The organism is Paraburkholderia sp. MM5496-R1, assembly GCF_050436205.1.
Lineage (GTDB): Bacteria > Pseudomonadota > Gammaproteobacteria > Burkholderiales > Burkholderiaceae > Paraburkholderia > Paraburkholderia tuberum.
The window spans coordinates 2,691,973-2,715,600 of sequence record NZ_JBNDLT010000003.1; the positions used below are offsets into that span (position 1 = coordinate 2,691,973).

Genomic DNA, 23,628 nt, shown 5'->3' on the forward strand with positions numbered 1-23,628 from the left:
AATTCCTGCGCGGTCGCTGCGAGCCGACGAGCGGCAAGCGTCAGACGTCGGTTTCATCGTCGTCGCGCCGATGCGGCGCGCTGCGTTCAGCGCGCACCGGCATGGCGTACAGCGCGTCGCGCAGCAGGTCGCGGCGGATCTCGGCTTGCGCTCGGCGCTCGAGCGCCTCGGCGACGACGAGCGTCAGCAGATCGATCGACGAGCCCGCCGCCTGCGCGAAAAAGCGCGCTCGCGATGCCGCGACATACCGCCGGTAAGTGCTTCTGGTTCCTCCCGAAGCGGCCGGCCTGCGAATCACTTGTGGTTTCATGTCAGTCCCCGATGTCGAGCAGATTTGCGCCAGGTCACGCCGTCTGGTCTCAGCGCCCCGGCCGTTGGGCCAGGTCGCCGTGCCCGTGCCAACCCACGGACACGGCCCCTGGTTCACCTCGTACATTCGTCTCTCTGTGGAGACTAGCGTCTCTCCCCGCTTCGTCGCGCCGGCCGGTCCTGCTCCGGCGCTGCCCCTTCCCTTTGCGGCGCGTCGCTCGCGAACGTTGCCAGCGCGTTGCCTGTCGTTATCGCCACCCTTTTCGCGTCGTGAGGACAAAAAGTCGAAAAGGAAAAACGGCGAAGTCGTTGCCCTTTTTTCGTCCGGTTTTGAATGGCCGCCAAACCGGTCCGCCACTCACCCGTTTGCTAACGTATTTAGAAGGCCCCGCCGCGCTCCCGCAAACACCCGATGGCTTCCCCGACCATGTCTGCGAGTGACTTTTTTACCGCCGGTCTTTTTTAATCCGGTTTTCCCCGTACCGTCGACCTGGCGGCAAAACATTTTTCTGTGCAGACCTTATTGCAACGGTTATGCCAACACGCGTTCGAATTTGTAAGGCGCCCGCCAAAGCTTCACTCTGTCGAGAAATCGGTTTGCTTTTGACGCAGTGCGAACCGGCCCGATTTTTGGCGTGGCGCGCATTGATTCGTTTCTGACACGCCAAAATCGCCGCGCGCTGGCCGCAAAGCGCGCCTCCCGCTCCGTCTCGCCAGCCTGCTGACAGGCCGCGGGGCCGGCCGCACGTGGCTTCGCCGCTCCTTCCGGTTGGCAAAGCGCCCCACCCGGCGCGGCAAAGCGCATTCGACTCGCGCTGTCCAATCTGTCGCAACTGTGAAACATGACTGCTCGCGCCCCGTCCGTTTTAGTCACGCCTTAATACCAGGGCAATTGCCACGCAATGTGCGATTGCGCGCATAACCGGCCTTGACCGCTTATTCATTAGTGATCCGTGTTAATCCGAAAATCCAATCCGCATTCTTCATCCATGTTTCTTTGTCTGGCGCTTTCAGGCGCTTTCGCTTATCGTTAGGCCATGCGCCAATCAGAGCGCTTCTATCAGGTCAACGAGGCAAGCCACGGTTCAAGTGGTTTTCACGGTTCGGGGAAAAAATCGCCGGGCAGTTTCAGCAATGAACGACAAGGTCGCCGCCATTGCATGAATCGGTCCGCCATGCAGCGCGTTCCGGTTCGCGCCGCGCTTGAAGCGTGTCCCTTGTTCGTGATTGCTGCTGTCGTGAATGCGTCGCAGCCGGAGTGCAGCAACTGGCCGCCTGAATCTCACAACGTCGCACGGCAGTCCTGAGGATCGAACAGGGGGAACCATGACTACGACTTGCACGCCGGCCGATATGGAACGCACGGTTCTGTACGTGGCGAACACGCCCGACCAGAAACTCGTCGAGTTTCTGGCCGCGTCGGGATGGCAAGCCGTGCACGCAAAAAGCACGGCCGTGGCGGAACGCATGATCGAACGCGGCAACATCAAGGTCGGTCTCGTTCAGTTGCCCGAAGATTGCACGTCACAGCAGTTGTCCGCGCTCGCGCTGTGCATGCGCCGCGTCGAAACCAACTGGGTCGCGCAGATCGTGCCGGGCCAGGCCGACAACGAGCTGGTCAGCCGTTTCATCCTCGATTACTGCTTCGACTTCGTCACGCAGCCGTGGCTCAACGAGCGGCTCATGTTTGCGCTCGGCCACGCGCATGGGCTGTCGAGCCTGCGTCAGCCACGCGTCGTGCCGGAGCCGTCGCTCGGCCGCCACGGCATGGTCGGGCAATGCGAGCCAATGCAGCAGCTCTACCGGCGCATCGACAAATGCGGCGTGACCGATGCGCCGGTGTTCATCGCGGGCGAATCGGGCACCGGCAAGGAGCTGACCGCTCGTGCTATTCACGACCGCTCGCCGCGCGCGGGCCGCACGTTCGTCGCGATCAATTGCGCGGCGATTCCGCCGAGCCTGTTGCAGGCCGAACTGTTCGGCCACGAGCGCGGCGCTTTTACCGGCGCGGTGCAACGCAAGCTCGGCCGGATCGAGAGCGCGCATGAAGGCACGCTGTTTCTCGACGAAATCGGCGACATGCCACACGAATGCCAGGCGGTGCTGCTGCGCTTCCTGCAGGAAGGCACGATCGAGCGGCTTGGCGGCACCGGTCCGATCAGCGTCGACGTGCGCGTGATCTCGGCCACCCACGTCGATCTGGAGCGCGCCGTCGAAGCCGGGCGTTTCCGTTCCGACCTCTATCACCGGCTGTGCGTGCTGCGCCTCGTCGAGCCGCCATTGCGCGAGCGCGGCGGCGACATCAAGCTACTCGCCAATTACGCGCTCAGCATGTACAAGCAGGACGGCGCGCGCAAGCTGCGCGGCCTGTCGAGCGACGCGATCGTCGCGATGTCGAACTATCCGTGGCCCGGCAACGTGCGCGAGCTGATCAACTGCGTGCGCCGCGCGGTCGTGATGAGCGAGGGCCGCTTCATCACCGCGAGCGACCTCGGTCTACCCGAAGCTGACAATGGCCCGGCGGTCACGCTGGCGGAAATCCGCAGCAAGGCCGAAAAGGATGCGATCGAGAACGCGCTGCTGCGGCATGGCTACAAGCTGTCCGATGCGGCGGCCGAACTCGGCATTTCGCGCGCGACGCTGTACCGGCTGATGCACGCGAACCGGCTGCATCAGGAGCCGGCCGGACGCGGCGCAAGCAGCGGCCCCCATGCCGATGACGAAGCAGAGCGCCAGACCTCTTCAGTGGCATAAGCGCGGATTTAAGCGTTTTTTGTAGTGAACGCTTAGCAGCGCACGGTCACGGCGATTGAGCATTCCCGGCTTTCCGCGCTCTGCCCGCACGTAGCGTGGTCGTCGAGAACATCCTCGCGCCGCCGCCAGCATGGCCACCCGGCAAGCGGCCTCCTACCTCCTGCGCCGCCCCGCCCACGGGGCTTTCCGGGCAAGCTTTCTGCTGCCTTCGACAGGCCTGCCGGCCATCATCGGCTATCCTGTCGGGTCAACGCCCCGCCCGACGGGCGCCGCTCTCGCGGCGCTTTCGCCCGTCCGGCGGGCCTCCGCCGCAGGAACTTCAGCGCCCCGCCCCGTGTCGGTCCCGGGTCACCCCGCTGAAACAGCCCATATTCCGGCACAATCGTCCGCACTGGCTTCATCCCGCTTTACACCCTATGCAAAAATTTCTGCGTATCTGTTTTTTCATTTTTCTGCTCGCAGGCGCGGCGCCCGTCTTCGCGCGCCGCGCCTGAGCCTGCCCATCCCACGCCCGCGACACCCGCTTCCGCCGCCGTCGCGCTGACACCTCAGCAGGCCCGCGACGCGCTCGCTGTCCTGAACGACCCCAAACGCCGCGCGCAAGTCGCCGATACGCTGCAAGCGATCGCCGCGGCCGGCGCGTTGAGCGCGCCGCCCGCATCCGCGCCGGCGTCGGCGCCCGCCGCCGCAAGCGGCGCAGCCGCGCTCGTGCCGGACGCGTTCAAATCCAATGGCCTCGCCTCGCAACTCGCGCGCGAGGGCGCGCATTACGCCGGCCATCTCGCGACCTCGCTGCGCGGCTCGATCGCCGCGCTGCTCGACGTCGCGTCGGTGCGCGCATGGTGGAACTGGCAGTTCGCCAATCCGCACGCGCGCGCGGTGCTGTTCGAGGTGCTGTGGTCGCTGCTGGCCGCGCTGATCCCCGCTCTGGTGCTCGAATGGCTGGCGCGGCGGCTGCTGCGGCGCGTCTATCGGGCAATCGCCGCGCGCCGCGAAGCCGCGCTGCAGAATGACAACGACAACTCACCGCCGCCCGCGCACGCCTCCGGCGCCGCGCCGGCAGGTCATCCGCCCACCAGCACGCCGCCGCTGCCCCCGCTGTCATCGGCGCCGTCAGTGCTCGAAGCGCAGGCGCAAGCCGTCGCGACTGGCCCGGCCGCGCCGTACGCGACGCCATCCGCCAAAGGCCGCGCCATCGAAGCCGAAGGCAAGCGCAACGCGACGCACCACTGGACGCTGCTGCAACGTCTGCCGCGCGCGTTGCTGATCACGCTGGCGCGGCTCGTGCCGATCGCGGTGTTCCTCGGCGCGGCGAGCGCGCTGATGTCGATCTTCGCCGGCAACGGCACGCCGCAGGATCGTGCGCTCGATTCGCTGATCGACGTCTATGTGGTGTGCCGCTGCGTCGTGATCGTCGGCGCGTTCTTCCTGCAGCCGAGCGCACCGCGTCTGCGGCTGCTGCGCATGGGCGATGCGTGGGCCGCGTTCGTGCTCGGCTGGATCGTGCGAATCGTCAGCGTGGTCGGCGCCGGCGTCGCGCTAGCCGAAGTCGCGCAGGCGCTTGGCATGAACGACGCCGCGCATCTCGCGCTGCTGAAAGTGGTCGCACTCGCCGGTCACGTGATGATCTCGATCCTCGTGCTGCGCTGCGCGAAACCGGTCGCCAACCGGATCCGCAATCGCTTCGCCGCTCACGAGTCGTTGGAGATGTTCGGCAACGCGTTCGCGGACGCGTGGGCCGTGGTGACCGTGGTCATCGTGATGGGCCTGTGGTTCGTGTGGGCTTTCGACGTACGGAACGGCTATCACGCGCTCGTGAATATCGGCGGCATGACGCTCGCGATACTGATCGGCGCGCGGCTCGTGTCGATCGTGATCTTCGGCGCGCTCGCGCGCATCTTCCATGTGCAGGACGAGGCGTCACACTCGCTCGTGCATCAGCACGCCTACCGATACTATCCGGCGCTGCGGCGAGTGATCGGCTGGATCATCGGCAGCGTCACCGCGCTGGTGCTGTTGCAGGCGTGGGGCGTCGACGTCGTCGATCTGTTCCGCAGCGGCACGATCGGCCACCGGCTCGCCTCGGCGCTCGCGACGATCGCCGTCGCCGCGATCATCGCGCTGGTGGTGTGGGAGATCGTCAACGTGTCGGCCGAACGTCGCCTCGATAACTGGACGAGCAGCGGCGATCTGGTGCGCGCCGCGCGTCTGCGCACCTTGATGCCGATGCTGCGCACCGCGCTGTTCTGCGTGATCGCGCTCGTCGTCGTGCTGACCGGCCTGAGCCAACTCGGCGTGAACATCGGCCCGCTGCTCGCGGGCGCGAGCATCTTCGGCGTCGCGCTCGGCTTCGGCTCGCAGAAGCTCGTGCAGGACTTCATCACCGGCATCTTTCTGCTGATGGAAAACGCAATGCAGGTCGGCGACTGGGTCACGCTCGCGGGCGTGTCGGGCACCGTCGAATATCTGTCGATTCGCACGGTGCGGCTGCGCGGCGGCGACGGCTCGCTGTTTACGGTGCCGTTCAGCTCGGTGTCGACCGTGAACAACACGAATCGCGGCATCGGCAACGCGGCGGTGCGCGTGAATATCGTGTTCGGCCAGGACGTCGAGCGCGCGATCGAGACGCTGAAGGAAATCGGCGCATCGCTGCGCACGGACGACAACTTCAAGGACGGCATCCTGGCGGACTTCTCGTTCTGGGGCGTCGATGCGGTCGACGGTTCGGCGATCACGCTGGCCGGCCAGATGCAATGCCGCGATACGTCGCGCTGGGGCGTGCAACGCGAATTCAACCGACGCATCCTCGAGCGCTTCAGCGAACTCGGCATCGAGATCGCGAATCCGCAGCGTCATCTGCTCACGTGGGACCCGGCGAGCAAGGCCAGGTTCGATACGGCCCCGCCGCGCGAACGCCATGGCAACCGGCCGGACGGCGACGCCGCGGGGGACGGTCACGCTCCGCACAAGGCCGACGCGCCGCTCGACGACCAGATCCCGGTTGATCCGAGCCCGGCCGGCGGCCCTGGCACGCCCGGCAATCCGGGCTCGACCTCGCCGCACGCGTGACGCGTCGCGCGCGTAAAGGTTCGCTGGCGCGGCGCTAGCGAACCTGCCACCAGCGCGGCAACAGGCGCCGCACTTCCGGCCTGCGAAAGCGGTCGTCGATCAGATGCACGACGCCGCGGTCCTCTTCGGTGCGGATCACGCGCCCTGCCGCCTGCACGACTTTCTGCAAACCCGGATACAGGTACATGTAGTCGTAGCCATTGCCGAAGCGCGCATCAAGCGCGCGGCGCATCTGCTCGTTGACGTCGTTGATCTGCGGCAGACCGAGCGTCGCGACGAACGCGCCGATCAGTTGCTGCCCGGTCAGATCGACACCCTCCGAAAACGCGCCGCCGAGCACCGCGAAGCCGATGCCCTGATTCATCGTCCTGAAGCGCGCGAGAAACGCATCGCGCGCGGCTTCGTCCATGCCGGGTTCCTGCGCCCACACCGGCAAGCCGGGGTGCCGCTCGCGCAGCAGCGCGACCACGCGTTGCAGATAGTCGAAACTGCTCAGGAACCCGAGATAATTGCCCGGCTGGGAGTCATACTGCTTCGCGATCAGCTCCACGATCGGCGCGAGCGAGCGTTCGCGGTCACGCCAGCGCGTCGACACATGAGCGGCCACGTGCACCTGCAACTGCTCCGCGCGAAACGGTCCCTCGACGTCGAGCCATTGCGTGTCCTCGGCTAGCCCAAGCGTGTCGCGATAGAAATGCTGCGGATTCAGCGTGCCGGAGAACATCACCGTGGTACGCGCGGCCGCATACCGCGGCGCGAGGAACGGCGCGGGGATCACGTTGCGCACGCAGAGCGTCGCACTGGTTTTGTCGCGCGGCGCGTAGCGCTCGGCGCTCAATGTCACGTCGAACATCGAGTGCTCGCCGAACTGCTCGGCGAGCGCGACGAAGTGCATCGCGTCGAAGAAAACGCGCAGCGCATGTTCGTCGATCGACAACGGCGCGTCGGCGAGCTGATCCGTTACCGCGCCGATCAGATTCTGCGCGGCGGACAGCAATTTGCCGGGCACCTCCGCATACACCTGATAGCTGGACGTCTGCGTGCGCTTCACCGCATTCCACTCGCGCTGCAAGCGTTCGAGCGGCTTCTTCAGCGCCGCCGGCGCGCTCTTGCGCGCGAGCCGGAACGCGCTCTGATCTAGCGACGCGGTATACATGCGCCGCGCGCGTTCGAGCAGGTTGTGCGCTTCGTCGACCAGCACGCCGACGCGCCACTGGTTGATCTGCGTGAGCGCATGCAGCATCGCGCTCCCGTCGTAGTAGTAGTTGTAATCGCCGACGATCACGTCGGCCCAGCGCGCGAGCTCCTGCGACAGATAGTACGGACAGATATTGTGCGTGAGCGCAGCCTCGCGCACCGCCGCGCGATCGAGCCGTGGCGTCGCCAACGCGGCGGCGCGCGCCGCATCGAGACGGTCGTAAAAGCCGCGCGCGAGCGGACAGGACTCGCCGTTGCAGGCTTTGTCCGGATGCTCGCAGGCTTTGTCGCGCGCGACGAGTTCGAGCGTTCTGAGCGGCAACGGCGCGCTCTGGTGCAGCGAGTCGATCGCATCGAACGCGAGCGCGCGGCCCGGCGTCTTCGCGGTCAAAAAGAACACGCGATCGAGCCGGTCTTCGCCGCAGGCTTTCAGCAACGGAAAAATCGTCGCCAGCGTCTTACCGATACCGGTCGGCGCCTGCGCCATCAACGGCTTGCCGTCGCGTGCCGCGCGATACACAGCCACCGCGAGCTCACGCTGCCCGCGCCGAAACCGCCCATACGGAAACTGCAACGCGACGAGCGCCGCGTTGCGCGCGACGCGATGCGCGTCTTCCTGCACGGCCCAATCGAGAAATCGTTCACACTGGTCGACGAAGAAGATTTCGAGTTCGCGCGCGCTGTGCTGCTGCGTCAGCACGGTTTCCTTCTGACTGCCGATATCGAAGTACACGAGTGCGACCGTCAGCTCGCCGAGCCCGCGCGCCCGGCACAGCAGATGCCCATACACGAGTGCCTGCGCCCAATGCAGCACGCGATGATTCGCGGGCATACGCGCGAGATCGCCGCGATACGTCTTCACTTCTTCGAGCCGGTTCGCGATTCCGTCGTAGCCGTCCGCGCGGCCACGCACGGTCAGACTGCGATGCGTGCCCGTCAGCGTGAGTTCGGTTTCGTAGCCGCTCGCGCGACGGCCGGCGACCATCTGATGACCCGCGATGCCTTCGAGCGAAGTCGGCGCGGGCGTGAAGCGCAGATCGAGATCGCCGCGCCGAGCGGTGAATTCGCACATCGCGCGGACGGCCACCACGTGGCTCATACGACGCGCTCCGCTGCGGCTTGCGTCGCTGCGTCCGCTTCGCTCTGCGCCTCTTGCCCGGCCCAGCGCACGTCGACGACGCGCACCGGCATGCCGTGCTGCGCGCAGTACGCAAGCCAGCGGATCTGGTTGTCCTGCAGACGATCGCCGGGGCCTTTCACCTCGATCAGTTCATAGCGACGCTCGGCCGGCCAGAACCGGATCAGGTCGGGCAAGCCCGAACGATTGCCGCGAATGTCGCGCAGCAAGCGCTCGAAGCACAGCTTCAGATGCGCGGCGGGCAGACAGTCGAGCGCGAGCGCGATGAGCTCGGGCGTCAGCAGTCCCCAGAACACGAACGGCGACTGCATGCCGGCCTTGTCGTGCAGATGCCGCAGAATCGTGTCGCGATAGACGCCGCTATCGAGCTGCGCGAAGCACGCGGCGAACTTCGTGGCGCGACGCGCGTGAAAGTCCGGCGCGTGCAGATCGGCCGGTCCGCGTTGGAACGGATGAAAAAACGCGCCGGGCAACGCCGTGAACACCGGCTCCCAGCCCAGCAGGCCGAACAGCGAATTGATCAGCGCGTTCTCGACGTAGTGCACCGGCGCGGCGTCGCTGCTCAAATGATCGCGCACCAGGTACTCGACGGCCACCGGCGTATCAGGCTTCGGCAGCACCAGCGTGCCGCGCTCCACAGGCCTCGCCGCTGCTGCGCGCGGCACCGGCTCGCCGCACTTGCGCCGCAAGCGCGGCAACATCCGGGCGACGCGCTGCGCCTCTTCTTCGCTCTCAGGCGCGGCATCGGCCTGCGAGGCCAGCGCCAGCGCTTCGCCGTAACGCTCGCTGCGCTCGAGCACGCGCACGCGCATGCGTCGAAGACGCGCGCCGGGCCAAGTGCACGCGTCGTACACCGCGAGCGCGGTGTCCCACTGCCCGCGCCGCTCGCAATCCTGGCCGATCCGGAACAGTAGTTTCGCGCGACGCATTTCGAGCCACGGATTCGCGGTGCCGATCGAGCGGACGGTCGCGATCAGTTCGTGAAGGTTGGGGGTGTCGGTGCCGACCGGTAGCCATTCGAGCGCTTCGCGGCACGCGTGCAGCGCGAGATAAACGTCGACGTCCGCGCGTTGCTGGAACGCGCGCGACAAACGGCCGAACGCGACCTTCTCGTACTGGAACACGCCAAGATCGGCGAGCACGAACTCCGACCAGTCCTGATGCAGATTGCCGAAGAACATCAGGCGCAAGCGATCGCACAACGGCGCGATCGCGACGTGCAGCACGCGGTCCGTAGAAGCGTCGTGCCAGGCGGCGAGCGGACGTGATGTGCACGCTTGCGCGTCGCCGCTTGCGGTTTCGTAAGACTCGCGCAGCGTTTCGAACAGATCCGGTTTGCGCAAAGCCTTTGCGCCGGGAATCCGCGCGATCGCGTCCGCGAAGATGTCCTGCAATTGCGCACGCGTGCTGAGCGCAAACAGGTTGTCGAGAGACAGGGCCGGCTCGGTGTCGATCCAGCGATGCACCGTCATCGGCATCGCCGCCTGCAACGGACAGCCGATTTCGTCGTAAGCCAGGCGGCTCGCGCGGAACAGCATGCCTTTGCGCATCAGCATGCGCACCAGCAGCGCACGCGATGCCTGCGGCAACGTAGCAAAAGTTTCCAGAAAAGCGTGCTCTTCGTCGTCGAGCAGATCGTCGTAACGCGCGGCGAGCCACGCAAGCGCGCGCTCGAAATTCAGCAGGTAGTAAGGGGCTTCAGAGCGGATCTCTGAGCGAGCGTCGGTTGCCACGGACTTTGTGCGGGCCCTGTATGTTTATACAGTGATGATAGCAAAGTCCGGCGCTGCAACCGCCGCGCATCAGCCCGCGAGCCACACGACCGTCAGCGAGCGCACGCCCTGCGCGCCGCGAATCAGTACGCCCTCGATATCGGCGGTGGCCGAAGGGCCGGTAACGAGCGCCGCGTAACGCGCCCTGCGGAAATCGTCGCGACGATAGACGTCTTGCAGTCCATCGAGCAATTGCGCCGGATCGAGCAGCACGACCAGATGCTGGACGATGTAGCCCAATGCATTGACCACATATTCGCGCTCGCTAAACCACACCGAGCCGGTTTCGGCGACGCCAAAGCGCGCACGGACCAACCCGACGTCGACGTCCTGCAGCGATGCGGGGTCCGTATCCGCGCCGATCACGCGCGTGCCCGGCACTTCGGCGCTCGCCGATGCGATCGATGCCGCCGCGCCAAAACGCTCGCGAATCAGATCGCTGACGTCGCTGGCGCTGGCCGCTTCGACGCACGTGCCGCCCATCGTTTGCAACGCCGCCGTGAAGCGCGCCCGCAGATCGCCGCCAACCGCTTCGAACAGCGGCACGTCGGGACGCGGCCGCGCGGCCGGTTGCGCGGCGCGCACCTTGGCGAGAAAAGCCTCACGCGTTGTCATCGCCGCCTCCGCGATTCTTTTTGTACCAGGCATGAAAAGTCATCTTCGGCGCCTCCGGCAATTCGCGCTGCCGGCCCCAGATATTCAGAGGGTTGTACAGCACGAAATTCGGCAGCCGCCGCAACGCGCTGCCCATCGACGACACCGTCGCGCGATACAAGGTCGGACTCGATAGCAGACGCCCCGCCATCTTCAGGACTTCCTGCTTCACGAACGGCACTTCGTGCCGCTCGGCGATCACCGCGCGCCACTTATAGATCTGCTCGTGAATGTTGATCTTCACCGGACACACATTCGTGCAACTGCCATTGAGTGTCGATGCGAACGGCAACGCGCTATAGCGTTTCAGATCGAACGTCGGATTGATGATCGCGCCGATCGGCCCCGAATAGGTGCCGCCATACGACAGGCCGCCGCTGCGCCGATAGACCGGACACGTATTCATGCACGCGCCGCACCGTATGCATTTGAGCGAGTACCAGAAGTCCTCCATCGCGAGCCGTTCGGAGCGGCCATGATCGACGAGGATGAAATGCATCTCGGTGCCCGGCCGCGGCGCACGAAAATGCGACGTGTACTGCGTGATCGGCGAACCCAATGCGCTGCGCGACAGCATGCGCACGAACACGCCGAGATCCGACACCTTCGGTATCAGCTTCTCGATTCCGATCGATGCGATATGCAGCGGCGGCACGTTCGCCGAAAGATCGGCATTGCCTTCGTTCGTGCAGACGACGACCGTGCCCGTTTCCGCCACCGCGAAATTGCAGCCGGTCATGCCAGCCGTTTTCTGGCGCACGAAATACGGCCGCGTATTCATGCGCTGACTCTCGGCCAGATAGTGGATATCGCTATTGCCCGGATCGGTGCCGATGGTCCGGCCGAACAGCTCGGCCACGTCCGCGCGCAGCTTGTGCACGGCCGGCACGACCATATGACTCGGGTCCTGATGATCGAGCTGCTGGATGCGCTCGCCGAGGTCCGTTTCCATCACGGTAATGCCGCGCGGTTCGAGATACTCGCGCATCCGGCATTCGTCGGTCAGCATCGACTTGCTCTTCACGAGCGTCGTCATGCCGCGCTCGGACATCAGCTTGTGGACGATCGCGTTGTGCTCTTCCGCGCTCGCTGCCCAATGCACGACCACGCCATTGGCCTCGGCCGCCGCCGCGAACTGCTCCAGGTGGTCGGCCAGATGCGACAGCGTGTGTTCCTTGATGCCCGACGCCAGCGAGCGCAACGTTTCCCATTCGGCAATGCCGTGCGCCTGTGCGTCGCGCTTCTCGCGCAGATCCCACAGACGCTTGTCGTGAAACGCGACATGCTCGGTCTTGCTGATGAAAGAACCCGCGGCTTTGGCGTGATCGATGCGGTGATGGTCGCCGCTCATGCGCGTGCTCCATTGAGAACCTGCGCGATATGAATGAAGCGCGCGTCGGCTTTCATGCGTTCCGCGCAACCCTGCTGGTGCATCAGGCACGACATGTCGCCCGAAACGATGTACTCGGCGCCCGCATTCAGATGGTCGCGCACCTTGTCCTGCCCCATGCGCACCGACACTGCCTCTTCGGTGACCGAGAACGTGCCGCCAAAACCGCAACATTCGTCGGGCCTCGCCGGCTTGACGAACTCGATGCCCTTCACGCCTTCGAGCAACGCGCGCGGCTTCGAAAACGGCGTGCCGGCGATTTCCGACGCCGACGCCTGCTTCAGATGACGAAGCGCGCTGCAACTGGTGTGTAGACCGACGCGATGCGGAAACTCGGCCCACGGAAATTCGCGCGCGCCGATCACGTCGTGCAGAAACTCCACCAGTTCGTAAGCGCCTGCGCGTACTTTCTTCACTTCGTCGGTCTGCTCGAGCGCGCTCAGATGTTCGCGCACGTGATGAATGCAACTCGCGGACGGCCCGACGATGTAGTCGTAACCCGCGAAGTTGCGCGCGAATAGTCGCTCCGTGGCGGCGGCGTCCGCATGCGCGCCGCTATTGGCCATCGGCTGGCCGCAGCAGGTCTGCTGCTGCGGATAGTCGACCTCGATGCCGAAACGTTCGAGCAGTTCGAGCGTCGCGATACCGACCTCGGGATAGAACGCGTCGATAAAGCACGGGATAAACAGCGCGACTTTCATAGGCTCTTCAGGAAAAGCGGCGGGAACGATGTCTGTTGACCGGTGTGGTCGGCGATCGCGAGATGAAACGCGGCATCGAGTTCGGCGAGATTCGCGCGATCGCGCGACAGCGACGCGGCCTTCAACGCCTCGAACGCCGCGCGGATTTTCTTCAGATCGGTGGCGGTTGCGCGCTGCGCGGCATAGACCGACGAAATCGCTTCGAGCCCCTGGCGCAACTCCAGAATGTCGGCACTGGTGCGCGGATTCTGCAGCAACAGTTCGGCAAGCGGCTTCGAGATGATGGGCGCGGTCACGTCGACCACCGTGAAACCGCCGCGCCCCGACGTTTCGATGTAACCGTCCGCCTCCAGCCGGATCAGCGCCTCGCGCAGCGATGGTCGCGACACGCCGAACTGCGCCGCGAGATCGCGCTCGGCCGGCAGACGGTCGCCGGGCATCAGCGTGCCCTCCGAGATCAGTTGCTTGATCTGGTCGGACACCACGTCGGAAATGCGCTTGCGCGCGAAGGACGGAATCGGGGTGAATGGCATAAGCGGCGAACGATGAAGCCGGTTGACAGAGCGCGCGGCTACTCCACGGTGCGGGGAATTATACCGTTCGACACCATGCGACGATTCGCCGATCTCAACGCGGCTGCCCCGTATAAAAGCTCACGAGGTCACGCTTCATCGCGTGCAGCGCGGCATCGTCGAGATACACCATATGGCCGGTCGGATAGTAGGCGATGCGCACGTTCTCGCGCAGCGACCGATCGAGGCCGAGATGCGCGAGCGCATATTCGGTCGCATAGAACGGCGTGGCGAGATCGAAGTAGCCGTTCAGCGATAACACCCGCAACTGCGGATTCTGCCGCATCGCTTCGGCCAGATCGCCGCCCGCGTAGGGCAGCTCGAGCCGTTCGCCCCACCATTCGCGATGTTTCCAGTCCCATTGCTTCAACGCGTCGTCGCTGAACACCACGTAACGGTCGCTTGGCGTGTAGTGCAGGTCGTCCGACAGATGCTGATGAAGCGCCGCATTGAACGCATTCGACACGCTGCTCACCGACGCATCGAAGTCCGGATCCTCCGATGCATCGTCGTAGTTCAGGCCTTCGAAACGCGCATCGTAGCGGCCCACGCTGCGCGACTCGTTGCGCAGCAACTCGTTTCGAAAACGCGACGGATAAAGACGCAGACGGTTACGCTTCACGAACCCCACGTCCAATCCGGTGAAGTACGCGATGCGCGCGGCGATCGCGGCGCGCTGATCGTCGGGCAGCGCATCGCCCTGTTCGAGCGCCTGCGCATAGGGTCCGCGGGCGAACGCGCGTGCTTCGTCGAGAAAGGCCGGCAGGCTCGCGGGCTTCGGCGTGACCTTGTCGTGATACCAGGCGATCGCCGCGAAACTCGGCAGATAACTCTCGCTCCTGAAATCGTTGCCGGGCGCGAACGCCGCGGAATTGAGCACCGACGACAGCAGGATCACGCCGTTCAGCGCGATATTGTTCTGCCCCAACTGATAAGCGAGCATCGCGGCGCGCGCGGTGCCATACGATTCGCCGAGCAGGTACTTCGGCGAATTCCAGCGCTGATTCACCGTCAGATAACGGTCGATGAATTGCGCAAACGCGCGGACGTCCTGATCGACGCCCCAGAAGTCCTTGCCCGTGCCATGCCCGACCGGTCTCGACAGGCCCGCGCCGACCGCGTCGATGAACACGAGGTCGCTGGTGTCGAGCAGGCTGTCGGGGTTGTCGTCGAGCGTGTACGGCGCGGGCGGCGTGCTCGCGGGGCTCGCGGTGCGCACGCGTTTCGGGCCGACCGAGCCCATCATCAGGAATACGCTGCCGGCGCCCGGGCCGCCGTTGAACAGAAAGGTGATCGGACGCGTCGCAGGCGTCCTGCTCGGCACCGTGTACGCGACATAGAACACGCTCGCGTTCGGCGCGCCGGTCTTGTCGTGCAGCAACAGATTGCCCGCGCTCGCCGTGTAGTCGAGCTTGCGGCCGTTCAGGCGAAGCGAATGCGTGGTGACGCTGGTGGTTTCGGGTGGCACGGGAATCGCGGGCGTCGAAGCCCTGTCGTTGCGAGGCGTTGCCGTCGCGTCGGCCGAGTCCGGTGCATTCGATGCAGCCTGCGTGTCGCCACGCGCAGCCGTCCGCCTGCGCGGCTCGCCGTTCGGGCGCGCCGTCATCGCGTGCGGCTCGCTCGATTCGCCGACCGGCGACGCGTTCGCCTGCGGCCCCTGGCGTGGCGCGATCGGCGCGAATGCGGCGGCGTCCGTGCTTCCCCCCGTTGCCGTGCTTTCCGAGGTGCTCGACGCATCGGCCTGTTCGGCTGCCATGCACCGTTCGCCGAACGGCACCACACCAGCGACAGAAAGCGTCACCATCAGCGCGGCGGCCGCTAATCCGGCTGTCAGCAAGCGGCGCAACGAAGAACAGAAGCGATGGATCATGAAGTTTTCCGCGACGAGTCGAAACGCGCTGGAATCGGGCTAGCCGACTTCGGGAGCACACCCGGCGCTCGATTCTTGACGCAAGTTTGCGCGGCGTCAACCGTCGGCGTCACAGCACGCCGAACATTACAAAGCGCTTTTTCCTCGACGTGGCGCAGACCTGCGCAGTCATGGCAGAATCGACAGCGCCTTCGTCGCCTTGTCGAGAATACCCAATGGACCAACTGGTACTGGATGCATTCGACGCTGCCGCGCTGATCCCCGGCTTTCGCGCGCCGCAACTGCCGCACGAGCAGCCCGACCCCTCGACCCTCGACGCCGCCGACCACGCGATGCGGCACTGGACTAGCACCGTCAACGGACCGCTGGCGCCCGGCTCCGACGTGCACCGGCAGGAAATGTGCCGCATGTTTCGCGAGACCTTCAATCCGTATCGCCCGTCCGTGCTCGCGTGGCCGCAGCTCGAAGCCGCGACGCTCAAGCGCATCGTCGATCTGCCGATCTGGGACATCGCCGTGCAAACCGAAGGCAGGGCGCGCCTGCGCATGGCCGCCTACGCGGCCTCGCTCGACACCCCGGAGCTGCGCGACGCACTTGCGCTGAACGCGTGGGAAGAGAACCGCCATAAGGAAGTGCTGTCGCGCATGGTGCATGCGTATGGCATCGCGCTCGCGAACGAGCCGTCGTACGTCTATCCGAAAGACACGGAACGGGCTTACCTCGTGACCGGCTATAGCGAATGTATCGACAGCTTCTTCGCGTTCGGCCTGTTCGAGGTGGCGCGGCGCTCGGGCCTGTTCCCGCCGGCACTGACCGAGACATTCGAGCCGGTGATGCAGGAAGAGTGCCGCCATATTCTGCTGTTCGCGAACTGGGTCGCGTGGCATCGCGCGCAGCTTTCATGGTGGCAGCGCATCCGCTTCGAGCTCAAGGTGGCGGGCGTGTGGGCGTTTCTGGTGTGGGAGCGCATTGGGCTCGCACGTGCGATGGATGCTGACGGCAACGTCCACGAGCACGATAACAACTTCACGGTAAACGGCGCGCAGTCGGTAACGGATGTCGATATCAGCGTGCCCGAATTGATGCAACTGTGTCTTCAGGAAAACGAACGTCGATTCGCTGGGTATGACCCACGGTTGTTGCGGCCCGAAACGATGCCTCGGCTGGTGCGCTTCGGCTTGAAATTTGTGCGCAGGAAAAAGTAAGCCGCGCCGAACGCACTGCCCAGCCACCTTCGGCTGGCCGTGGTGCCCACCGACCGGATCGTCGCAATCTACAACCCACCGCCCTCTCGGCCCCGCCCCCCTTCCACGAACCGCGCGATCCTCTCGCACGCCTCGATCAATCGATCCTCGCCCACCACCAGCCCCAACCTCACGAAGCCGTTCGCCGTCTCCCCGAACGCACTCGCGTCGAGCACGGCCACGCCTTGTGCGCGAAACAGCTGCCATGTGAACTCGGTCGTATCGAGCCCGGTCCCGCTGACGTCGACCATCATGAACATGCCCGCTTCGGGCAACAGGCACCGCAAGCCCGGCACACGATGCAAGCGCTCGAACACGACGTCGCGCCGCCGCCGGTAGATCTCGCGAATATCGGCGACGATCTCCGCCCTGTTCTCCAAAGCCGTCAACGCGGCCTGCTGGATGAAACCCGGCAGGCCGTACAGCATCGCGAGCGCGAGCCGCGCCATGTGCTCGATCAGCGTCGCGGGCCCGATTGTCCAGCCGACACGCCACCCCGCCATCGCATGCGACTTCGACAGGCTGCCGAGCGTGACCGTGCGCTCCGCCATGCCGGACAGCGACGCAATGCTCACGTGATCGCGTTCGAACGTGAGTTCCGCATAGACCTCGTCGGACAGCACCCACAGGTCGTGCTCGCATGCGAGCCGCGCGATGCGCTCGAGATCGGCGCGCTGCATCACCACGCCGGTCGGGTTGCACGGCGTCGCGAAGAAAATCGCCCTCGTGCGCGGCGTGATCGCCGCTTCGAGCGCGTCGCAGTCGACGTGAAACGCGCGCGCCGGATCGACCGGCACCGCGACGAGCGTCGCACCCGCCGCGCGCACGCAGGCCTCGTAGGTCAGATACATCGGCTCGGGAACGATCACTTCGTCGCCCGCTTCGAGCAGGCACAGCGACACCGCGAACACGCCGTTTTGCGCGCCGGCGGTCAGCACCACGTTGGCGGCGCTCACGTCGCATCCCGTCGTGCGCGCGTGCTCGGCGGCGATCGCGGCGCGCAGCGGCTCGCGACCGGCCATCGCCGTATAGTGCGTATCGCCGGCCCGCAACGCATCGATGGCGCGCTCGACGATCGGCACGGGCGTCGAGAACTCGGGATCGCCAACGCTCAGCACGATCACGTCTTCGCCCCTGGCAGCCGCCTGCTGCGCGACCCGATGAATTTCCCACGCCGACGTGCGCCGCCCTTGCAGTCGCTCGACCAGATTCGAATACTTCATTGCGCTCACCCGTTGTTGTGCGGTCCGATCCGCCGATCTCTTTCCAATTGACCCGCCAATGTAAAGGCACGCCGGCGAAACGTCCAGATACGAAAAAGGGTCATGCGAGCGGATAACCTCGCATGACCCTGTGCGCAATGTACTGCTGTTTGAATGACTGCTTTGCTTCAAACCCCCGCCAGGTTTATTTCAACCCCCGTTAAAACTTCGGCGCTTCAAAGCTGCCGGCGCAGTTCAGCCGGCGGCACCTTCATCAGATGCCGGTATTTCGCCACCGTGCGTCGCGCGACCAGCACGCCCTGATCCGCGAGCATCTTCGCGAGCGTCACGTCCGACAGTGGATCACGCGTATTTTCCGCGGCGATCATCTCCTTGAGCAGCGCGCGCACCGCGGCGGCCGAGCAGGTTCCGCCGCTTTCGGTGCCGAGCTCGCGCGGGAAGAAATGCTTGAACTCGAAGATGCCGCGCGGCGTCGCCATATATTTGTTGCCCGTCGCGCGCGAGATCGTGGATTCGTGCAGGCCCAGCTCGTCAGCCACGTCACGCAGCACCATCGGCTTCAGCGCGATCTCGCCGTACAGGAAGAATGCCTTCTGATGCGCGACGATGCATTCGGCAACCCGCTGGATCGTATCGAAGCGCTGTTGCGCGTTGCGGATCAGCCAGCGCGCCTCCTGCAGCTGCTGCGCGAGCGGCGAACGGCTCGCGCCGGCCGACTGCGCGAACAGCTGCGCATACATGCGATGGATTCGCGCCCGCGGCTGCACCGCCGGATTGATCGACACGACCCACTTGTTGCGCACCTGACGCACGATCACGTCGGGCACGACATAGTTATCCTCGGTGCGGCCGTAGCAATTGCCGGGCTTCGGATCGAGCTTGCGCACCAACGCGCAAGCCACACGCAATTCCTCCGCGCTGCAGCCGATCTGTTTTTGCAACTCGGCCTGCTCGCGGCGCGCGAGCCTTTCCAGATGATGCTCGGCGATCTGCCGCGCGACGTCGCGTCCCGGCGTATTGGCGGGTAGCGCATTGATCTGCAGCGCGAGGCATTCCGATAGCGAACGCGCGCCGAGCCCCGGACGATCGAGCGCCTGCACGAGGCGCAACGCCACCAGCAGTTCTTCCTCGGTCAGCGTGGGTTCCAGATCGACGCTATCGGCCAGGTCGGCCAGCGACTGCCGCAGATAGCCGTCGTCGTCGAGCGCCTCGATGATGAAACGGGCCACCGCGCGATCGCGGTCGTCTAGCCGGTACAGGCGCAACGCGTCGTGCAACTGTTCGCGCAGCGTGGGTTGCGAGCGAGCCCAATCGGCCGGATCGCTGCCGTCCGCGTCGCCGTTCTGGCGCATCGAGTTGCGCGAACCGTAGTCGCCGGAAAAATCGGCGGGCATGTCGTCCTGGCCCGCGCTTTCGAGCGTATCGCTACCGGCGCTTTCCGCCGGCAGTCCGTCCGGCTCGGCGGCGGCAAGCGTATCGACAGCGGGCGGCGCGTTGGCGTCTTCACCCTCGCCTGGCGTCGTGCCGGCGAGCGCGACGTCTTCCGCTTCGGATGAGTCGTATTCGAGGAACGGATTGGTATCGAGCGCCGTGCGCAATTCCTGCTGGAACTCGAGCGCCGACAATTGCAAGAGCCGCACCGACTGCTGAAGACGAGGCGTCAGTGCGAGAGACTGCCTTGTACGAAGTTCCATTGAAGGCATTGGAGTGATCCCGTTCGTTAATAGCCTCAGACTCAACGAGCCGAGTTCACTGACCAATGCAACGTCCGTACCAGATCGCGCAAGACGCTGTTTTGATTGCGCTTTGTTTATTCAGGCGGATGAATTGCCCTGACCGGGCGCGCCGGTTTTTACAAACGGCAGGCAATTTCCGGTCCCTTTCTTCACCTCTCCGGCGGCCTCGCGCATGGCCGCATTGCAACGGTATTCGTCAGTCGAAACTCCCCGGTGCATGCGCCTTTCGCGAGCGGCATGGATTGGCTCGCAGCCGGCAGGCACGATGGTTGCGGAGCGACGGTGTGTGGACGGACGCCGCCCTTCGCAAACGCCTCGATCGAGCGCGGATGCGAGTACAGCGTCCGGTGTCGAGAAACGGGCCCCTGACGGTACCGTAGCGGCGACGACCCCACGTGTCTCATCAGCGGCTTCGGCCGCGATCGGCCACCGGCCAACAAGACCGCCATTTTCATTACCACCTGATGGAGAGAACCATGAAGACGATCCAGCTTCTAAAGACCGCAGGCAGCATCGCCGTCATCGCGTTCGCGCTGAACGCGAACGCCCAGACCAGCGCTTCGGCCCCGCCAGCGTCGTCGGAAAGCATCGGCCAGCATATCGACGATGGCACCATCACGACCAAGGTCAAGGCTGATCTGCTTGCCGCGAAGAACGTCAAATCGACGCATATCCACGTGAAGACCCGCAAGGGCGTCGTGTGGCTCACGGGTTCGGTGCCGTCGGCCGACGACAAGTCCGCCGCCGAAGATGTCGTGCAAAGCGTGAAGGGGGTGACCAGCGTGAAGAACCATCTGAAGGTCGCGGCTGACTGATATCCGCACGATCGGGTCGCACCGATTCGACTGAACAGAACGTAACAGAGCCGGCCGGCAGAGCCGGCTCTTCCTTATTGCACTGACGCGTCGATCAATGCTTCATCGCCGCATACTGGTCGCGCAGGTCGCGCACCCGGTCATGCGTTTGCAGCACGCCCTGGTACTGCCGCTCGACGATTGCCCGCACGTCCGCCGGCAAATCCTTCTCCAGCGCGTCGTGATAGCGTTTCTTCGCGACGTCCTCGCCTTTTTCGCACTCGGCAAGAATCGCATGGTCGCTGCGATTCGCTACCGCCGATTTCACGTCGACCCAGCCGCGATGCAGCGCACCGCTCATGCTGCCGCCGGTTTCGGGCTTGCCGCCCAGTGTCTGAACGGCATCCTGCAACTCACGCGCGCCGCGCGAGCAGTCCTCGGCACTCGAACGGAACAGCATCTTCAGCTGGTCGTCGTGCGCATCCTCGGCTGCCTTCATAAAGCCCTTTTCGCCATCCTTCGACGTTTCGACCAGTTCATTCAATACGGAAACAACGTTGGTAGCCATTCAATACCTCCAAGGGTTTCGTTCATCGCGGAACCCGCCGCGCGGGGCTTTTTATGTGCCTCGCGATGAATCGGTTCGACGCGCGGCGGGCTGCATTTGATAGCACGCATCACGCGTGCCCGGCACCTCGTGCGAGCCGATGTATAGCGAAAGGCAGCTCGAACGAGCGCAGCCGCCGCGCGATGCGCGGCAACCGCGGGTGTCGCGCGACGTCGAAACAGCGCGGTAAACGGAAAACGGCCCGATGATCGTCATCGGGCCGTTTTTTGTTGGTATGCCGCGTCGCTCATATCACGCGCGCTTCTCCGCGAATTCCTTGATCGGCTCAGGAGTCTTCAGCGGATCGAAATCGGCCCAGCGTCCCTGCTGCCAGCGGCCGGTCGCCTTCTCGATCGACACGCCGCCCGCTTCACGCAGCACGCGCGCGGCGTCCAGTTGATTGTCGGGCGACACGTGCACGGCGACGAGCACGCCCGAATCGCGCGACTCCTCGTGATACGGCACGCGATGGTCCGATTTGCCGCGCTCCGTGGTGCGCGACATCGCGCCGACCAGCGAGCCGACATACGCGCCGACGCCGGCCGCGAGCAGCGACACCAGCAGCGGCGCGGAAAACACCGCGAAGATCGCCACGCCAATCACCGCGCCAATCACCGCGCCGATCGTCACGCCCATGCCCGCGCCTTTAGGCGCTCCTCGCGCGCCGGGGTCGGTATCGGTGTCGCCGCCGATCGGGAAACGCGCATGCTGGCCGCGTGGATTGACGAAAAACAGCGTGACGTCCTCTTCCACGAAACCCGCATCGAACAGTTTTTGCGCCGCGCTTTCCGCAGCGGGAAAAGTCGTGAAGCGTGCCGCGACGATGAGTGACATACGGCCTCCTTATCGTTAATTGCCGTTCGTGGACCATCCTGTCGCCGCTGACGCGAGTCGGAAGCAGCGCGCCCAGTCAATGCGACATGCAGCGGCGCTACGCCGCGGCGCCGCGATCCGGTTCCATGCCTTCCACTCTGAACAGTCCGCTATGCAACACTACGCCTTCTCCGTTGTTCTGGTCGAGCGCTTCCGCGCAGACCGAGCGGATGCGCTGACGGCCTCTGTCGAAAGCGGCCATCAACGCCGCTTCAAGCGCGGACTCCGCGCCGAAATGATCTTCCAGAGCCTCGGCAGTGATCGCGCAAACCACTGGCTCGCCATCGACGCGCGCAAGAAAGCGCACGGTCAGATTGGCGCCGTCGAAGGCCGCTTCGTCATCGGGGAAAGTGATCTGCATCAGAGAGTCCTCATAAGCAGGCCGTGGCAGGATCGCGTTCATGACGAGCCCTTCAATTTGCCGGCCAGTTGCTCCGCCATCTCGAGGTGATGCTTGATGGTTGGCAGCGCTTGCGCGGCCGCGGCCTTCAGTTGCGAGTCGGTGCCGCTCTCGCTTTGCTGCTGGAACAGGTCGACCGCGCGCTGATGCGCTTCCACGCCGACCTGCTCGACATAGGCCTGATCGAACTCGGTGCCCTTCAACGTCTGCAGTTTGCCGACCAGCGCGGAATCCGCGGACGGCGTCGGCTTGAAGCCCTTCTTCGCGACCAGCCCGGCCATTGCGTGCGACAGCTTCGTGTGGTCGGCGATCATCTGTTGAGCGAACTTCCTGACATGCGGATCGTTGGAGTTCTTCAGCGCGACCTTGCCAGCGGCGATTTCAGTGGCGTCCGACTTCGACGCTTCGAGCACGAACTGCTGATCCGCGGGTGACAGCGTCGTGCCGCCGGTCGGCGCTGCGCTCGCGGGCGCATCGCTCGCCTGCGCGCAGGCCGTGTCGATCGATGCCGCGCTCACCCCCAACACGGCCAGCGCGGCAGTCAACACTTGTAGGGAATACCGGAATTTCATGCATTTTCTCCCTGTCGAATCACCGATGCGCAGGCTCCGAAGCCAACGCGCCGCCTGCGATCAAGCCGCCTTGCGCTTCGTCAGTTGCGCGATCAGCGCCTTGTTGAACGCGGGAAGGTCGTCGGGTTTGCGGCTCGAAATAAGATTGCCGTCCTCGACCACTTCCTGATCGACCCACGTGCCGCCCGCGTTGCGAATATCGTCCTGCAGGCTAGGCCAGCTCGTCACCGTGCGCCCCTTGACGATCCCCGCCGATACCGGCAGCCACGTGCCGTGACAGATCACCGCGATCGGCTTCTTCGCGTTGTCGACCGCTTTGACGAACGCCTGCGCCTGCGGCAGCAGTCGCAGCGCGTCGCCGTTCACGACGCCGCCCGGCAACACCACCGCGTCGTAGTCGTCGGGACTGGCCTTGTCGAAGGTCGCATCGACGTCGACGGAATCGCCCTTGTCGACGTGTTTGAAGCCCTGGATCTTGCCCGGCTTCGCCGAGATCACATGGACCGTCGCGCCCGCCTCGGTGAGCGCGCGTTTCGGCTCCATGAGTTCTGCCTGCTCGAAGCCATCTACGGCGAGTACGGCTACCTTGTAGCCATTCAGTGCATCAGTCATGTGTGCTCTCCTTCATGCGGCGCCCCGCTCATGCACTTGCCCGTGATGCATGTGCATAGGTCTGCGCCTTCGCTAAGCATGGTTACGCAAAACACGTGCCTGGTTGAGGCAGTGTTCAGCGGGCTGACGTTACGTTGGCGA

The 23,628-nt window shown here is 64.9% G+C and carries 18 protein-coding genes and 2 pseudogenes; 5 read left to right on the forward strand and 15 right to left on the reverse strand.

Annotation, left to right across the window (positions count from 1 at the left end; genetic code table 11):
* Window positions 1-40 precede the first annotated feature (40 nt).
* The gene (locus OKW38_RS38510) at window positions 41-310 is read right to left on the reverse strand and encodes a hypothetical protein (RefSeq protein WP_429365523.1); all 270 of its coding nucleotides are present in this window, start codon (window positions 308-310) and stop codon (window positions 41-43) included.
* Window positions 311-1,346: 1,036 nt separating this feature from the next.
* Here OKW38_RS38510 and OKW38_RS38515 point away from each other — a divergent pair.
* The 3 genes and pseudogenes from OKW38_RS38515 (at window position 1,347) to OKW38_RS38525 (ending at window position 6,132) form a co-directional block, all read left to right on the forward strand.
* Window positions 1,347-1,616 (forward strand): hypothetical protein, encoded by a 270-nt coding sequence (locus OKW38_RS38515; protein ID WP_143037282.1) that lies wholly within the window; start codon window positions 1,347-1,349, stop codon window positions 1,614-1,616.
* 19 nt (window positions 1,617-1,635) lie between these two features.
* Window positions 1,636-3,063, forward strand: a complete 1,428-nt coding sequence (locus OKW38_RS38520) for a sigma 54-interacting transcriptional regulator (protein ID WP_429365524.1) — start codon at window positions 1,636-1,638, stop codon at window positions 3,061-3,063.
* A gap of 416 nt (window positions 3,064-3,479) precedes the next feature.
* Window positions 3,480-6,132, forward strand: a pseudogene (locus OKW38_RS38525) (mechanosensitive ion channel domain-containing protein).
* Window positions 6,133-6,166: 34 nt separating this feature from the next.
* On the opposite strand, the gene OKW38_RS38530 reads toward OKW38_RS38525, so the two are convergent.
* From OKW38_RS38530 to OKW38_RS38560, 7 genes and pseudogenes are all read right to left on the reverse strand, one after another.
* Complete coding sequence (locus tag OKW38_RS38530; RefSeq protein WP_429365525.1) at window positions 6,167-8,428, reverse strand: ATP-dependent DNA helicase; 2,262 nt, start codon at window positions 8,426-8,428, stop codon at window positions 6,167-6,169.
* Window positions 8,425-10,200, reverse strand: a complete 1,776-nt coding sequence (locus OKW38_RS38535) for a VRR-NUC domain-containing protein (protein ID WP_429365526.1) — start codon at window positions 10,198-10,200, stop codon at window positions 8,425-8,427. The genes OKW38_RS38530 and OKW38_RS38535 overlap by 4 nt, the downstream gene beginning before the upstream one ends.
* Before the next feature lie 69 nt (window positions 10,201-10,269).
* Entirely contained in the window at window positions 10,270-10,854 is a 585-nt protein-coding gene (locus tag OKW38_RS38540; RefSeq protein ID WP_090809767.1) for a LutC/YkgG family protein, read from the reverse strand.
* Complete coding sequence (locus OKW38_RS38545; protein ID WP_429365527.1) at window positions 10,841-12,244, reverse strand: lactate utilization protein B; 1,404 nt, start codon at window positions 12,242-12,244, stop codon at window positions 10,841-10,843. Before OKW38_RS38545 ends, OKW38_RS38540 begins: the two co-directional genes overlap by 14 nt.
* Entirely contained in the window at window positions 12,241-12,984 is a 744-nt protein-coding gene (locus OKW38_RS38550) for a (Fe-S)-binding protein (RefSeq protein ID WP_184047202.1), read from the reverse strand. The genes OKW38_RS38545 and OKW38_RS38550 overlap by 4 nt, the downstream gene beginning before the upstream one ends.
* A 41-nt stretch (window positions 12,985-13,025) precedes the next feature.
* Window positions 13,026-13,517: pseudogene (locus tag OKW38_RS38555) on the reverse strand (FadR/GntR family transcriptional regulator); the annotation flags it as partial.
* A gap of 94 nt (window positions 13,518-13,611) precedes the next feature.
* Complete coding sequence (locus OKW38_RS38560) at window positions 13,612-15,426, reverse strand: S10 family serine carboxypeptidase-like protein (RefSeq protein WP_429365528.1); 1,815 nt, start codon at window positions 15,424-15,426, stop codon at window positions 13,612-13,614.
* Between the two features lie 215 nt (window positions 15,427-15,641).
* On the opposite strand from OKW38_RS38560, the gene OKW38_RS38565 reads away from it, so the two are divergent.
* Entirely contained in the window at window positions 15,642-16,631 is a 990-nt protein-coding gene (locus OKW38_RS38565; protein WP_429365529.1) for a ferritin-like domain-containing protein, read from the forward strand.
* Window positions 16,632-16,699: 68 nt separating this feature from the next.
* On the opposite strand, the gene OKW38_RS38570 is transcribed toward OKW38_RS38565, so the two are convergent.
* The gene (locus OKW38_RS38570) at window positions 16,700-17,893 is read right to left on the reverse strand and encodes a pyridoxal phosphate-dependent aminotransferase (protein ID WP_429365530.1); all 1,194 of its coding nucleotides are present in this window, start codon (window positions 17,891-17,893) and stop codon (window positions 16,700-16,702) included.
* A 215-nt stretch (window positions 17,894-18,108) separates the two neighbouring features.
* On the reverse strand, window positions 18,109-19,596 hold the full coding sequence (locus tag OKW38_RS38575) for an RNA polymerase factor sigma-54 (RefSeq protein WP_429365531.1): 1,488 nt from the start codon (window positions 19,594-19,596) through the stop codon (window positions 18,109-18,111).
* 509 nt (window positions 19,597-20,105) lie between these two features.
* Here OKW38_RS38575 and OKW38_RS38580 point away from each other — a divergent pair.
* A complete protein-coding gene (locus OKW38_RS38580; protein ID WP_429365532.1) occupies window positions 20,106-20,444 on the forward strand; it encodes a BON domain-containing protein in 339 nt (112 codons plus the stop codon).
* Window positions 20,445-20,538: 94 nt separating this feature from the next.
* Here the strand turns inward: OKW38_RS38580 and OKW38_RS38585 are convergent, their stop codons facing one another.
* From OKW38_RS38585 to OKW38_RS38605, 5 genes are all read right to left on the reverse strand, one after another.
* Entirely contained in the window at window positions 20,539-20,991 is a 453-nt protein-coding gene (locus OKW38_RS38585) for a PA2169 family four-helix-bundle protein (protein WP_090809752.1), read from the reverse strand.
* A gap of 291 nt (window positions 20,992-21,282) precedes the next feature.
* A complete protein-coding gene (locus tag OKW38_RS38590; protein WP_429333801.1) occupies window positions 21,283-21,864 on the reverse strand; it encodes a hypothetical protein in 582 nt (193 codons plus the stop codon).
* 97 nt (window positions 21,865-21,961) lie between these two features.
* Window positions 21,962-22,306 carry a DUF1488 domain-containing protein gene (locus tag OKW38_RS38595; RefSeq protein ID WP_090809747.1) on the reverse strand — a complete coding sequence of 115 codons (345 nt, stop codon included), beginning with the start codon at window positions 22,304-22,306 and terminating at the stop codon, window positions 21,962-21,964.
* Window positions 22,303-22,875 carry a DUF4142 domain-containing protein gene (locus OKW38_RS38600; RefSeq protein WP_184059952.1) on the reverse strand — a complete coding sequence of 191 codons (573 nt, stop codon included), beginning with the start codon at window positions 22,873-22,875 and terminating at the stop codon, window positions 22,303-22,305. Before OKW38_RS38600 ends, OKW38_RS38595 begins: the two co-directional genes overlap by 4 nt.
* Window positions 22,876-22,935: 60 nt before the next feature.
* The gene (locus OKW38_RS38605; RefSeq protein ID WP_090809743.1) at window positions 22,936-23,487 is read right to left on the reverse strand and encodes a type 1 glutamine amidotransferase domain-containing protein; all 552 of its coding nucleotides are present in this window, start codon (window positions 23,485-23,487) and stop codon (window positions 22,936-22,938) included.
* Window positions 23,488-23,628 lie beyond the last annotated feature (141 nt).